Raw genomic sequence first — 14,042 nt, 5'->3', positions numbered from 1 at the left:
ACGGAACGCGAGTACAGAGGAGCACGTCATGCCATCACCCGTTGACCGCGAGAAGGCCCTGGAGTCGGCCCTCGCCCAGATCGACCGGCAATTCGGGAAGGGTTCGGTGATGCGGCTCGGCAGCGACGAGCGCGCTCCCGTCGAGGTGGTGCCCACCGGCTCGATCGCCCTCGATGTCGCGCTCGGCATCGGCGGCCTCCCGCGTGGTCGCATCATCGAGATCTACGGACCGGAGTCGTCGGGTAAGACGACGCTGACCCTGCACGCGATCGCCAATGCGCAGCGTGCCGGCGGCATCGCGGCGTTCATCGACGCGGAGCACGCCCTCGACCCCGACTACGCGCAGAAGCTCGGTGTCGACATCGACGCGCTGCTCGTCTCGCAGCCCGACACGGGAGAGCAGGCGCTCGAGATCGCCGACATGCTCGTCCGCTCCGGCGCGATCGACCTCATCGTGATCGACTCCGTCGCGGCGCTCGTGCCCAAGGCCGAGATCGAAGGCGAGATGGGCGACTCCCACGTCGGTCTCCAGGCGCGCCTCATGTCGCAGGCGTTGCGCAAGCTCACCGGTGGTCTCAACCAGACGAACACCACGATGATCTTCATCAACCAGCTCCGCGAGAAGATCGGCGTGTTCTTCGGCTCGCCCGAGACCACCGCCGGCGGTAAGGCGCTCAAGTTCTACGCGTCGGTGCGTCTCGACATCCGTCGTATCGAGACCCTGAAGGACGGCGCCGAGGCGGTCGGAAACCGCACGCGCGTCAAGGTCGTCAAGAACAAGATGGCGCCGCCGTTCAAGCAGGCCGAGTTCGACATCCTCTACGGCGTGGGCATCTCGCGCGAGGGCAGCCTCATCGACTTCGGGGTCGAGCACGGCATCGTCAAGAAGTCCGGCGCCTGGTACACCTACGAGGGCGAGCAGCTGGGGCAGGGCAAGGAGAACGCCCGCAACTTCCTCATCAAGAATGCGGATGTCGCGGCCGAGATCGAGACGAAGATCAAGACGAAGCTCGGCATCGGTGTGCCCAAGGGCACAGGCGAAGTGGCGGACGAGCTGGCGGCGCGCCGCCCGGCCTGATGGTCCGCTTCGTCGACAGCGGGGGCGAATCCGACGCCGAGAATGACGACGGCCTCGCCCCCGTGACATCGCTCTTCGGCAACCGCGGCGCGCGGACCTACCCGAAGACGGCGGCCGATGTCCGCCAAGAGCTCGAGGATCGCATCCCCGAGCGTCCCGAGACTGCGCGGGATGCCCGTCCCATCGATCTGTCCACCGAGCGGACCGCCCGAGCCCGCCCCGGGGGGCGTCGCGGTGAAGGGCAGGTCGCCGGCGGCTCCTCCACCGCTGCCGACACAGCTGAGCTCGGCCTGCTGAAGAAGCTGCGCGCCCGTCAGCTCTCCGTCTCGGAGGCGAAGACCTATCTCGGCCAGTTCGAACTCGCCGGCGAGGGGGTCGAGGCGATCCTCGACTCCTTCCTCGAGCGCGGCTATCTCGACGACGCACGGCTTGCGGAGCAGGTCGTCCACGCCGGGGTCGACCGCAAGGGCCAGGGGCGGCAGGCGATCTCGCAGAGCCTCGCGAAGCGGGGCGTGCCCCGCGATATCGCCGATGCCGCGCTCGCGGAGCTGCCCCACGACGACGCCGAGCGTGCGCTCGAGTTCGCGCGATCCAAGGCGGGCTCCATGCGTGGGCTCGAGAGGGACGTCGCGCTGCGCCGTCTCGCCGGCCAGCTCGCGCGCCGCGGCTATGGCGGGTCGGCAGCCCTCGGGGCCGCGCGGCAGGCGCTGGACGAATCGATGCGCCCCTCCGGGCGCGTGAGGTTCGACTGACGCTGAGGGTGCGAGCGTACGCCGAGGTGCGGTGCCGCCCGCCGCTAGGGTGAGCAGATGCTCACGAAGTTCCTCGTCGATGAGGCGCAGCTGTCCGACCTCGTCGCACCCGTAGGGCGCCTGTCGTCCGCCGAACCGCTGTCGGGTGGGATGTTCGCGACGGCGTTCCGGCTCCACTTCGATGACGGACGTCGCGCGGTCGCGAAGATCGTGGGCGCCGACACCTCGCGCCTGCTCACATATGAACGCGGCCTCCTCGGCACCGAGGCGCTGACGTACCGCATGCTGGAAGACAGCGGCGTTCCGGTGCCCCGCGTGCTCCACACCGATTTCAGCCGGAAGCTGCTCGACGCCGATCTGGTCGTAGCCGAGCACCTTCCCGGAGTGTCGTGGTTCGGCCGTGAACTCGATGAAACGCAGACCGCCGTCGTGCGACGCAACCTCGGCGCCGTCATGGCGAGCCTGCACCGGGTCGAGGCGCCCTCGTTCGGGTACCCGGCGCCGGACGCCGCACTGGGCGCCCACACCTGGCGCGAGGCCTTCGTGCTCATGATCGAAGCGGTCCTCGCCGACGCGGAGCGGTGGCAGGTCCCCCTGCCCGCGGAGCGGGTGCGCGCGGCGGTAGCCCGGCACTCCGACGCACTCGACGCCGTCACGCGCGCCGCCGTCGTGCACACCGACCTCTGGGAGGGCAACGTCTTCATCGACCCCGAAACCCTCGACATCGTCGGGATCATCGACACCGAGCGAACGCTGTGGGGCGACCCGCTGCACGAGCTCGTGGGCGCCGACCAGTTCGGCACGGGCGAGCCGAACGCCGACCTGCTGTGGGGCGACGCGACCGCCGGCGGTGTGCTCGCCCGCGAGCTCGCCTCGCCGAGCGGGCCGACCCGCCTGCAGCTGTCGCGCCTGTATTTCTCGCTGGTCCTCACCATCGAACCGACGATGCGCGGCTACGAGGGCGAGTGGGTCGTCGGCTACGAGAAGGATGCGCGCGCCAACGTCGACCTCGCACTGGAACGGCTCGAGGCGATTCCGACCGCCTCCTGAGCTGCGTGGGACGCAGCATCCGCTCGCAGCCTCCGCGGATGCGGACGGCTCGTAGAATGGCGGGATCATGTCTTCCCCTTCCGCCACCCCGACTCTCATCGCGCCGTCTGCGGCCGCGCACGACGTCGACGGCCGCGCCCGCACCTACGAGGTGCGCACGTTCGGCTGCCAGATGAACGTGCACGACTCCGAGCGCCTCTCCGGCTCGCTCGAGAGCGCCGGCTACGTCCGCGCCGAGGCGGGCGAAGAGGCGGACGTCGTCGTCATCAACACCTGCGCCGTGCGCGACAACGCGGCCGGCAAGCTCTACGGCACGCTCGGTCACCTCAAGTCCCGCAAGGACAAGCACGAGGGCATGCAGATCGCCGTCGGCGGATGCCTCGCCCAGATGGACAAGGACGCCGTGCAGCAGAAGGCGCCGTGGGTCGACGTCGTCTTCGGCACCCACAACATGGGGTCCCTGCCCAGCCTGCTGGAGCGGGCGCGCCACAACGGCGAGGCCGAGCTCGAGATCCTCGAGGCTCTCGAGATCTTCCCCTCGACGCTGCCCACCAAGCGCGACAGCATCTACAGCGGCTGGGTCTCGATCTCGGTCGGCTGCAACAACACGTGCACGTTCTGCATCGTGCCGAGCCTTCGCGGCAAGGAGAAGGACCGCCGCCCCGGCGACATCCTGAACGAGATCCGTCTGCTCGTCGACGACGGCGCGATGGAGGTCACGCTGCTCGGCCAGAACGTCAACTCGTACGGCGTCGAGTTCGGCGACCGTCGGGCCTTCGGCAAGCTGCTGCGCGCCGCCGGCGAGATCGAGGGCCTCGAGCGCATCCGCTTCACGAGCCCGCACCCGGCCGCGTTCACCGACGATGTCATCGACGCGATGGCCGAGACGCCCGCGGTCATGCCGCAGCTCCACATGCCGCTGCAGTCCGGCAGCGACCGCATCCTCAAGGCGATGCGCCGGTCGTACCGCAGCGAGAAGTTCCTCGGCATCCTCGATCGCGTCCGCGAGAAGATGCCCGACGCGGCGATCTCGACCGACATCATCGTGGGATTCCCCGGTGAGACCGACGAAGACTTCGAAGACACCATGCGGGTCGTCGAGAAGGCGCGGTTCGCGAGCGCCTTCACGTTCCAGTACTCGATCCGCGAGGGCACGCCGGCGGCCACCATGCCCGACCAGGTGCCCAAGGAGGTTGTGCAGGAGCGCTACGAACGCCTCGTCGCGCTGCAGGAGCGCATCTCACTGGAGGAGAACCAGAAGCAGCTCGGCCGCGAGCTGCAGGTGCTCGTCTCGACCGGCGAGGGCAAGAAGGACGCCGAGACCCACCGTCTCACCGGTCGCGCGGAAGACAACCGGCTCGTGCACTTCGAGGTCCCGGCGGGCTCCGAGATCCCGCGGCCCGGCGACGTCGTATCGGTCGTCGTGACGCACGCCGCGCCGTTCCACCTGCTCGCCGACTCCACCGACGCTGCGCCACTGCGCATCCGGCGCACGCGCTCCGGCGACGCGTGGGATCGCTCGCAGGCGGAGTCCTGCGGCATCCCGGCACCCGCGGGGGATGCCTCGACGGGCGCGCCGCGCGCCGTCTCGCTCGGTCTGCCGACGCTGCGCATCGGCGTCTGATCCTTACGTGAGCACCCCGGCCGAAGACGCTGCGGCGAACCCTCGCCTGTGGGCGATCGTCGGCGCGACGGGGACGGGCAAGACCGCGCTGTCGCTTGATCTCTCCGAAGCCCTGGCGGCCCGTGGCCGCCCTGCCGAGATCGTGAACGCCGACGCGATGCAGCTGTACCGCGGCATGGATATCGGCACAGCCAAGCTTCCCGCGGGGGAGAGGCGCGGCATCCGTCATCACCTCTTCGACGTGCTCGACGTCACCGACGAGGCGGCGGTCGCCTGGTATCAGGATGCTGCGCGCACCGCTATCGGCGAGATCCACGGTCGTGGCGCCGACGCGGTGCTGGTGGGCGGGTCGGGGCTGTATGTGTCGAGTGTGCTGTTCGACTTCCGCTTCCCGCCGCGGGACGAGGCGCTGCGTGCCCGGCTCGAGGCGGAGCTCGAGGAGCACGGGCCCGGAGCCCTCTATGCCCGCCTGCGCGAGCAGGACCCCGCGACGGCCGCCAAGGTGGATCCGCGCAACGGCCGTCGGATCGTGCGCGCGCTCGAGGTGCTCGAGCTCGGTGAGCGCACACACGGCGCGACGCTGCCCGATGAGCCGGTGCTCTGGCACGACGGCACGCGCATCGTCGGCGTCGCGGTGCCGCGCGCCGAGCTGGTCGCCCGTCTTGACGCACGCGTCGAGACCATGTGGCGGGACGGGCTTCTCGACGAGGTGCGAGGGCTGCGCGAACGCGGTCTCGAGCGCGGCGTCACGGCTCGCCGCGCGATCGGCTATGCACAGGCGCTCGCGCAGCTGGCAGGCGAGATGACCGAAGCCGAGGCGATCGCCGAGACGCAGGCGCTGACGCGCCGCTACGCCCGACGCCAGGTGTCGTGGTTCAAGCGCTACGACGAGCTGCGCTGGGTGGATCCCGCAACGGATGCCGCAGCCCTGGCAGACTCGTGGTCATGAGCATCGCGATCCGGGCCTTCGATCTCCCCGACACCGAGGCCGTCGTCTCGCTGTGGCAGCAGACAGGGCTCACACGCCCATGGAACAACCCCTACCAGGACATCCGCCGCAAGCTCTCCGTTCAGCCTGAGCTGTTCCTCGTCGCCGTCGACGACCGGACGATCGTCGGCACGGTGATGGCCGGGTACGACGGCCACCGCGGCTGGCTCTATTACCTCGCGAGCGCGCCCGAGCGGCGTGGCGAGGGGATCGCGCGAAAACTCGTCGCCCAGGCCGAGGAGCTTCTCACCGATATGGGCTGCCCGAAGGTGCAGCTGATGGTGCGGCCTGAGAACGGGATCGCCCGGGGGTTCTACGACGCGCTCGGCTACGAGCCGTTCGAGACGTGGAACACCGGCAAACGTCTCATCGCCGACTGACGGGAAGTTGCGCGCGGTCCGCGAGCGGCTCGGCGGCGACGCGGTCCTGCGCGTACAGCGCCCATAGGCGGGCACGTAGACGCCGGGCGACGCTGCGCGTGCCGCGCCGGTCCGGGCCGAGATCGGGAGGCGGCGGCGGGGGCGGCACCGCGATGCGCATCCGCTCCGTGTCGTCGAGGGTGTGGCGCACGTCGATGTACTCACCGCCGGGCAGGCGCACGATGCGGCCCGTCTCGTAGCCGTGGTCCAGAAGCTCACGGTCCTTGCGCTGCAGGCCCAGGCACACGCGGCGCGCGACGGAGAAGGCGATGAACGGCCCGACGACGAGGGCGCACTGCAACGACAGGATCACCTGCTCGAGGCTCACGCTGAAGACCCCTGCGATGACATCGGCGCCGCCTGCGGCCCACAGCACGCCCGCGAACACCAGGCCGGCCACGCCGATCCCGGTGCGGGTGGGCGCGACCCGCGGCCGATCGAGGACGTCGTGCTCGCCGCGGTCGTCGATCACCCATGCCTCGAGGAACGGGTAGAGCGCGACGACGACGAAGAAGGCGCCGACGACGGCCAGGGGTGCCAGGATCGCGAGTGTCCATGTGCGGCCGAGCCACTGGATCTCCCACCCGGGCGGCACCAGTCGCAGGGCGCCGTCCAGGAAGCCGGTGTACCAGTCGGGCTGGCTGCCGGCGCCCGCGGACCCCGGGTCTGCGGGACCGTGGAGCCAGATCGGGCTCACCGTCACGGTGGCGCCGATCATCACGAGCAGAGCCGTCACGACGAGGAACAGTCCTCCTGAGCGGGCGGCTGCGGTGGGGATGAGCGGCAGTCCGTCGTGCGCCGCGCCGTGGCCTCCCGGGAACCGAGCGACCCCATGCCGCGACAGCGCGACGCCGCGCAGGGCGACGAACAGCAGGAGTGCCACGGGGAAGACCACGGTGTGAAGCGGATAGAGGTTCTCGATGATGCGGCCCGGGAACGGTCCGCCGAAGAGGACCGTCTTGAGCGCGGTGCCGACGACCGGGATCCCGAGCATGATGCCCTCGACGATGCGCAGCCCCGTTCCGGAGAGCATGTCGTCGGGCAGGGCGTAGCCGCTCCAGCCCGTCGCGAGCACGGTGATGAACGCGAGCAGCAGCAGCACCCACATGGCGCGGCGCGGCCGCCGGAATCCGCCGGTGAAGAAGGTCGTCATCAGCTGCACGACGATGGACGCGGGAAGCAGCAGCCCCGCCCAGTGGTGCGACTGCCGCAGCAGCTGCCCGCCGGGCACGTCGAACGTCACGCGCATCGTCGATGCGAACGCCTGCGAGACCTCGACGCCGTGAAGCGGCGCATAGGAGCCGCCGTATGTCGTGGGCTCGCCCGAGGGCGTGTAGAAGAACATGAGCAGCACGCCTGTCACAGTCACCACGACGAGCGCAGCGGCCGACACCACTCCGAACAGGCTCGTCCAGTGGCTCGCGGCGCGACGTCGCCGCAGTCCGGCCCAGACCTCATCGATGCGATGGCCGAACACGCGGGTCCGCGCCATCCGTTCGGCGAGCCGATCGGTCGCCGAACGCCGCCGCACTGTCTTCGCCTGGTGCCGATCCGTCTCGATCGCGCTGCCGTGCACGCCGCCTCCTCATGTAGCTCTCACTCATAAGACACCGGCACGCAGCGGAGTGTGACGCGTCGCCGCATGCTGGGTCGGGCCAGGCCGGCGCCCCCGATCACGCCCGTAGACTGGTGCGATGCCGCAGACGATCGCGTTCACCAAGGGCCACGGCACCGGCAACGACTTCGTGATCGTCCCCGACCCCGACGGCGTGCTCGACCTCAGTGACGACCAGGTCGCGGTGCTGTGCGACCGGCGCTTCGGGATCGGCGGCGACGGCATCCTGCGCGTGGTGCGCGCGAGCGCGATCGACGAGGGCGCCGAGGCGGCAGCTTCCGGAGCCGAATGGTTCATGGACTACCGCAACGCCGACGGTTCGAAGGCAGAGATGTGCGGCAACGGCGTGCGGGTCTTCGTGCGCTACCTCGTCGATGTCGGCTGGGCGGATCTGGACGGCACGCCCCTCAAGGTCGGCACCCGCGCGGGCATCAAGACGGTCACCCGCAGCGACCGCGGCTATGAGGTCGACCTCGGTCCGTTCGTCGTCGACGAATCCGGAGTGCTCGTCCGCACCCGCGGCGGGGGCGCACCGCGACCCGGCGTGGGCATCGACGTGGGAAACCCGCATGTCGTGGTGGCGCTGCCCGACGACGCGGAGCTCGAGGGGCTCGACCTGGCGGCGCAGCCGCTGCTGCAGCCCGAGCCGCCCCATGGCGCGAACGTCGAGTTCGTGGTTCCCAGCGACCCGCTCGTGCACGACGGCGTCGGCTCGATCCGCATGCGGGTGTTCGAGCGCGGAGTCGGCGAGACGCTCAGCTGCGGCACCGGTGTCGCGGCGGCGGCGCTGGCGGTGCGGCATTGGGCCGGACCCGCGGCACCGGATCACTGGGTCGTCGAGGTCCCGGGCGGCACGCTGGGCGTACGGATGCCCGAGGTCGACGGCGAGCGGCACGTTCTGCTGTCAGGCCCCGCGACCCTCGTCTATACGGGCGAGGTCACCCTCGCGTAGAGGGCGATCACACCCGGGCCTGCAGGCTCCCGGAGACGGCGTCAGAGCGAGGACAGGTCGGGCAGGTCGATCGGCTCGCTGGGCGGCGAGCCGTGACGGCGCACCTTGAGCACGCGGAAGCCGCGAGCCGTCGCTGCGCGGTGCACGCTGAAGCGACGATCCAGCGTCGCGGCGAGCCAGCGCTGCAGGGAGTCGGACCCGAGGTTGCGCTGCACCACGAGCCACGCGTCCGCCCGCTCGTCGAGCCGGGGCAGCCAGCGCTCGAGCAGACCGTGCAGCTCGTTCTTGCCCACGCGGATCGGCGGGTTCGACCGGATCGTGCGGAACTGGATGTCGTCGGGAACATCATCGGGCAGCGAGGCGTTGACGTTGTCGAGCCCCAGTGCTTCGGCATTGCGGCGCACCAGGTCCAGCGCTCTTTCGTTCACGTCGACGGCCCACACCGTCGCGTGCGGTGCATCGAGTGCGAGGCTGAGTGCGATCGGTCCCCACCCGCACCCGAGGTCCAGGAAGTTCCCGCTCGCCGGGGGCGGGGGAGTGTTCGACAGGAGCACCGCGGTTCCCGAGTCCACGTGATCGGGGCTGAAAACGCCCCCGGCGGTCGTGACCTCGAGATCGCGACCGGCGAGTGTGACCCGGATGCGGCGCAGATTCTCGGGGCTGGCGGGCGTCGCACTGAAATAGTGGTCACTCCCCATGGCTGATGAGCCTAGCGGAGGCGCTCGGCCTAGCGGGAAGCTAGAATTCACGGATGCTGCGAACCGGCCGATCATCGCCGGAAAACGGCATCCACGGCAACAAGCAAAGGAACACATGACGGATACCACGACACCCCAGAGCACCGACGAGACGCCGGTCGACCCGGTGGATCGCGTGCTGGCGCGCGCCGAAGCGCGCTCGGGGGTGCACGTCTTCGGAGCCGCCCAGGCGCTCCAGGACGAGGCCACGATCGGGCGTGCCGACACGGACGGTGAGCAGTGGGATCGCGAGGAGCGCGCAGCGCTCCGGCGCGTTCCCGGGCTCTCCACCGAGCTCGAAGACGTCACCGAGGTCGAGTACCGGCAGCTGCGCCTCGAGAACGTCGTTCTCGTGGGCGTGCACGCGCAGGGCGAGACGGAGGACGCCGAGAACTCGCTGCGCGAGCTCTCGGCACTGGCGGAGACCGCGGGCGCCGTCGTTCTCGACGGCGTGCTGCAGCGGCGTCCCCACCCGGACCCCGCGACCTACGTGGGTCGGGGCAAGGCGGAGGAGCTGCGCGACATCGTCGCCTCGGTCGGCGCCGACACCGTGATCGCCGACACCGAGCTCGCGCCCAGCCAGCGCCGCGCCCTCGAGGACGTCGTCAAGGTGAAGGTGATCGACCGCACGACCGTGATCCTCGACATCTTCAGCCAGCACGCGAAGAGCCGCGAGGGCAAGGCCCAGGTCGAGCTCGCCCAGCTCGAGTACCTCCTGCCGCGCCTGCGCGGCTGGGGTGACTCGATGAGCCGCCAGGCCGGTGGTCAGGTGGGCGCAGGCGGTGCGGGCATGGGCTCGCGCGGTCCCGGTGAGACGAAGATCGAGCTCGATCGTCGGCGCATCCGCACCCGCATGGCGCAGCTGCGCAGGCAGATCCGGGACTTCGCGCCCGCACGCGACGCCAAGCGCGCCGAGCGCAAGCGCAACACGATCCCGTCGGTGGCGATCGCCGGGTACACCAACGCCGGGAAGTCGTCGCTGCTCAACCGCCTCACGAGCGCGGGCGTGCTCGTCGAGAACGCCCTGTTCGCGACGCTGGACGCCACCGTGCGGCGCACCGAGACCGGCGACGGCCGGATCTACACGCTCACCGACACCGTCGGCTTCGTGCGGAACCTGCCTCACCAGCTGGTGGAGGCCTTCCGCTCGACGCTCGAAGAGGTCGGCGACGCCGACGTCATCGTGCACGTCGTCGACGGCTCGCACCCTGACCCGGCCGCCCAGCTGGCGACGGTGCGCGATGTCATCGGCGATGTGGGCGCGCGCGACATCCCGGAGATCATCGTCTTCAACAAGGCCGATCTGATCGACGACGACGCCCGCATGCTGCTGCGCGGACTCGAGCCGAAAGCAGTGTTCGCATCCTCCCGCACCGGCGAGGGGATCGACGAACTGCGGGCCCTCATCGAGGACACGCTGCCGCTGCCGGCCGTCGAGGTGCGAGCGCTCGTTCCCTACGACCGCGGGGATCTGGTCTCGGCGATCCACGAGCAGGGCATGATCCTGTCGCAGGAGCACGAGGAGGGCGGCACCGCCGTGCACGCCCGCGTGGGCGAGCACCTCGCCGCGCGTCTCGCTCCTTTCGCGGTCTGAGACCCGGAGCCGCCGTCCGAGCCGCTAGTCGAGCTCGAGCGGCGGCACTCCCGGTGTCTCGAAGCCGAACACCTGGCCGAGGAACGCGAGCTCGGCCTCCATCGTCCGCACGAGCGTCGTGGCGCTGCGGAACCCGTGGCTTTCTCCCTCGAACGCGAGGTAAGCGTGTGCGACCCCGTTGGCGGCGAGGGCGTCCCGCACCGCCTCGGACTGCGACGGCGGCACCACGAGGTCTTCGAGACCCTGCTCGATGAGCAACGGGGTCCGAAGCCGATCGAGATGCGACAGCGGCGACCGCTCGACGTACAGTGCCTCGGCCTCGGGAAGCGGTCCGACCATGCCGTCGAGGTAGCGGGCTTCGAAGTCGTGCGTGTCTTCGGCGAGCGTGCGCAGGTCCGCGACGCCGTAGCGGCTGATGCCCGCGCCGAACGCGTTCGAGTTCGTCAGGGCGCAGAGCACCGTCCATCCGCCCGCGGAGCCCCCCGCGATCGCGAGCCGGCGCGGGTCGGCCGCGCCCGACTCCGCCAGCCCGCGCGCTGCGGCCACGACATCGTCGACGTCGACGACTCCCCATTGCCCGAGGAGGCGCTCGCGGTAGGCGCGGCCGTAGCCGCTCGAGCCTCCGTAGTTGACGTCGAGCACACCGATGCCCCGGCTGGTGAGGTAGGCGATCTTGCCGGATGCCGCGCCGCCGACGTGATCGGTCGGCCCGCCGTGCACGAACACCACGTACGGGGGCCGCTCGTCGTCGGGCCCCGCGACTGCGGGGTTGGCCGGCGGATAGTCGAACGCGTGCACCGGGCCGTGCGGACCGGGCACGGTGATCGCCCGGGAGCGAGGCATCCACTCGGCGCCCCACGGGGACGCACCACCGACGAGGAGTCTTGTGGTCGCGGGCTCGTCGACGTCGACGTCCCACAGCCCAGCGCCGCCGGGACCTGCTCCCGAGAGCAGCACGCGCGTGCCGCGGGCGTCCTCGATCGACAGGCGCGTCACCGCGTCCACCGGCACCGTGCGGCGGCCGCCGGCGCCGTCGTGCACCACGAGCTCGTCCGATCCGTTGGTCTGCACGGCGACGATTCGGCCGTCGTCGAGCAGTGTGAACCACCGTGTGCCGAGCACCCAGAGCGGACCACCGGTGTCGGCATCCACCTCCGCCAGCGGCTCGTGACGCAGGTCGGCGGTGAGCCGCAGCCGCCACAGGTTCCACCGGCCGGTGGGGTCGTCGGCATAGAGCAGGTCGTCGTCGTCGATCCACTCGGGCTGCAGCGGCGAGGACCCGCCGCCGGCGACGGTGGTCCACTCCGGCCCGTCGCCGCCCTGCAGCCTCCCGACGCGCAGCTCCGCGCTGTCCCAGGCCATGTGCGGGTGATCCCAGGCGATCCAGGCGAGGCGCGTGCCGTCGGGCGAGAGCACGGGGTGGGCGACGAAGTCGCTGCCGCTCGCGAGCGAGTTGAGGTGCGCAGCATCCGTCCCACTGCCGTCCAGGGGGATGCTCACGATGTCGCGGGCGGGTACGGCGGTGCCGCGGGTGTGGTCCTCGCGAACCGCGAGGAGCTGGTCGTGCTGCAGCGTCAGGCCGCCGAAGCGGACGTCGCCGGCGTCGGGCGTCAGAGGGCGGGGTTCGCCGCCCGGGTCGAGCCGCCAGACGCGCTGGTCGGTCTTCTCGACGAAGTACAGCACGCCGTCGTCGTCGGCGGTCCACGAGCCGCCGCCGTACTCGTGCACGCGCGATCTGGCGCTCCAGGGTGCGGCGAGCACATCCCTGACGGCTCCGGATGCTGCCCGCCGCCGCACGGCGGAGCGGCCGCCCTCCTCGGGCACCGACTCGCCCCACCACACCTCCGGGTCGCCTGCGCCGACGAAGCGCGCGCCTTCCAGCCGGGGCGAGGCGGCGGAGACGTCTGCGGCCGAGATCGGTGAAGGCCAGCTGCCGTAGGGGAGCACGTCGGGTGTCGTCACGAGAACCACGGTACGACGAAGCCGGCGGGCGTCGCGATCGAAACACAACGTCACAGGTGACACGGCGAGGGTGGGCTCCGCTACCGTGGACGCATCGTCGCCCGGTCGTCCTCACGGACGCCCCGAACCTCGGGGGCCCGGGCAGGAGCGACAGCCGAGCCCGGCACCCGCCCGCGATGACACCCCTTTCGCCGCTGTGGTGGAGGGAGGTGCCGCGGCCGCCCGGGCCTTCCCGTACGGCTCAGCCCTGTCCGCCGATCCCTGAGAAGCAGGCCATGTCGATCGACCTGAGCACTCCTCCCGTGCCGATCTCCTTCGAGGTGTACCCGCCGCGCTCCGACGCGGGCTTCGCCGCCCTCCACGAGACCATCCGCCACCTGGCGTCCGTCGACCCCCGGTTCATCTCGGTGACCTATGGAGCGGGCGGCTCCACCGGCGGTCGCTCGCTCGAGCTGCTGACCCACATCCTGCGCGAGACCCATGTCGAGCCTCTCGCGCACCTCACGTGCGTCGGGAACACCTACGCCGGCGCGAACACGCTGATCCGGGAGTTCCTGGATGCCGGGATCACGAGCTTCCTCGCGCTGCGCGGCGATCCGCCGGCCGGCGTGTCGGAGGACGAGGTCTTCCTCGGCGATCTCGACAGCGCGGCGCAGCTCGTCCAGCTCATCGACCGGGTGCAGGCGGAGCGCGAGCCCTACAGCGAGGCGCCGATCCCCGGCGTGCCCGGTGCCGTTCGACTCGCGGAGCGTCCGAAGGTCGACATCGCGGTGGCGGCGTTCCCCAACGGCCACCCGCGGTCGCGGCATCCGTTCGAAGACATCGACGCGCTGCTCGCCAAGCAGGCGGCCGGTGCGACGCTCGCCATCACGCAGCTCTTCTTCCACGCCGACGATTACCTGGCGTTCGTGCAGCGCTCCCGCGAGGCCGGAGTGACGATTCCCATCCTCCCCGGCATCATGCCGATCACGTCGCCCACGCGACTGCGTCGCGTGCTCGAGCTGACCGGGGAGCAGCTGCCGGCTGAACTCGCCATCGCGCTCGACATCGAGCCCACCGCCGAAGGTCAGCGCCAGGTCGGCGTCGCTCACGCCGCGCGCCTGGCCCGCGAGGTCGTGGACGGCGGCGCCCCCGGTGTCCACCTGTATGCATTCAACAACCACGACACGGTTCTGGACGTGCTGCGTGAAGCCGGGGTGCTGCACCCGGCGACGCGAATGCCCGACGCCGTCCGCTGACCCGGACGCCGCGATCCGCCGGGTGCCCGACGG

The 14,042-nt window shown here is 70.8% G+C and carries 12 protein-coding genes; 9 read left to right on the top strand and 3 right to left on the bottom strand.

Annotated elements, in window-relative coordinates; all coding sequences use genetic code 11:
* Positions 1-28: 28 nt before the first annotated feature.
* From recA to JNB61_RS08660, 6 genes are all read left to right on the top strand, one after another.
* Positions 29-1,078, top strand: coding sequence for a recombinase RecA (gene recA, locus JNB61_RS08685; RefSeq protein ID WP_159844994.1), 1,050 nt, complete (start codon positions 29-31; stop codon positions 1,076-1,078).
* Positions 1,078-1,830, top strand: a complete 753-nt coding sequence (locus JNB61_RS08680; RefSeq protein ID WP_220339366.1) for a regulatory protein RecX — start codon at positions 1,078-1,080, stop codon at positions 1,828-1,830. Before recA ends, JNB61_RS08680 begins: the two co-directional genes overlap by 1 nt.
* A gap of 57 nt (positions 1,831-1,887) precedes the next feature.
* Complete coding sequence (locus JNB61_RS08675) at positions 1,888-2,880, top strand: phosphotransferase family protein (RefSeq protein WP_220339365.1); 993 nt, start codon at positions 1,888-1,890, stop codon at positions 2,878-2,880.
* Between the two features lie 67 nt (positions 2,881-2,947).
* Positions 2,948-4,504 (top strand): tRNA (N6-isopentenyl adenosine(37)-C2)-methylthiotransferase MiaB, encoded by a 1,557-nt coding sequence (gene miaB / locus JNB61_RS08670; RefSeq protein WP_220339364.1) that lies wholly within the window; start codon positions 2,948-2,950, stop codon positions 4,502-4,504.
* Positions 4,505-4,511: 7 nt separating this feature from the next.
* Positions 4,512-5,453 carry a tRNA (adenosine(37)-N6)-dimethylallyltransferase MiaA gene (gene miaA / locus JNB61_RS08665; protein ID WP_308291236.1) on the top strand — a complete coding sequence of 314 codons (942 nt, stop codon included), beginning with the start codon at positions 4,512-4,514 and terminating at the stop codon, positions 5,451-5,453.
* Positions 5,450-5,872, top strand: coding sequence for a GNAT family acetyltransferase (locus tag JNB61_RS08660; protein WP_220339362.1), 423 nt, complete (start codon positions 5,450-5,452; stop codon positions 5,870-5,872). Before miaA ends, JNB61_RS08660 begins: the two co-directional genes overlap by 4 nt.
* Here JNB61_RS08660 and JNB61_RS08655 read toward each other — a convergent pair.
* Positions 5,859-7,487, bottom strand: a complete 1,629-nt coding sequence (locus JNB61_RS08655; RefSeq protein ID WP_308291235.1) for a cytochrome b — start codon at positions 7,485-7,487, stop codon at positions 5,859-5,861. The two genes, JNB61_RS08660 and JNB61_RS08655, sit on opposite strands and share 14 nt — an antisense overlap.
* Positions 7,488-7,605: 118 nt before the next feature.
* Here JNB61_RS08655 and dapF point away from each other — a divergent pair, with 118 nt between their 5' ends.
* The gene (gene dapF / locus JNB61_RS08650) at positions 7,606-8,478 is read left to right on the top strand and encodes a diaminopimelate epimerase (RefSeq protein WP_220339361.1); all 873 of its coding nucleotides are present in this window, start codon (positions 7,606-7,608) and stop codon (positions 8,476-8,478) included.
* Positions 8,479-8,519: 41 nt separating this feature from the next.
* Here the strand turns inward: dapF and JNB61_RS08645 are convergent, their stop codons facing one another.
* On the bottom strand, positions 8,520-9,176 hold the full coding sequence (locus JNB61_RS08645; protein WP_220339360.1) for a class I SAM-dependent methyltransferase: 657 nt from the start codon (positions 9,174-9,176) through the stop codon (positions 8,520-8,522).
* 115 nt (positions 9,177-9,291) lie between these two features.
* Here JNB61_RS08645 and hflX point away from each other — a divergent pair, with 115 nt between their 5' ends.
* The gene (gene hflX, locus JNB61_RS08640; RefSeq protein WP_159844973.1) at positions 9,292-10,809 is read left to right on the top strand and encodes a GTPase HflX; all 1,518 of its coding nucleotides are present in this window, start codon (positions 9,292-9,294) and stop codon (positions 10,807-10,809) included.
* A 24-nt stretch (positions 10,810-10,833) separates the two neighbouring features.
* Here the strand turns inward: hflX and JNB61_RS08635 are convergent, their stop codons facing one another.
* Entirely contained in the window at positions 10,834-12,771 is a 1,938-nt protein-coding gene (locus JNB61_RS08635) for an alpha/beta hydrolase family protein (protein ID WP_220339359.1), read from the bottom strand.
* Positions 12,772-13,046: 275 nt separating this feature from the next.
* Between JNB61_RS08635 and JNB61_RS08630 the strand changes: the two genes are divergently transcribed.
* On the top strand, positions 13,047-14,009 hold the full coding sequence (locus JNB61_RS08630; RefSeq protein WP_220288017.1) for a methylenetetrahydrofolate reductase: 963 nt from the start codon (positions 13,047-13,049) through the stop codon (positions 14,007-14,009).
* The last annotated feature ends 33 nt before the right edge of the window (positions 14,010-14,042 follow it).

It is taken from the genome of Microbacterium ureisolvens (assembly GCF_019511645.1).
Lineage (GTDB): Bacteria > Actinomycetota > Actinomycetes > Actinomycetales > Microbacteriaceae > Microbacterium > Microbacterium ureisolvens_A.
Note: the sequence above shows the minus strand (reverse complement) of the source record. Positions and strands in the feature narration are given on the sequence as shown.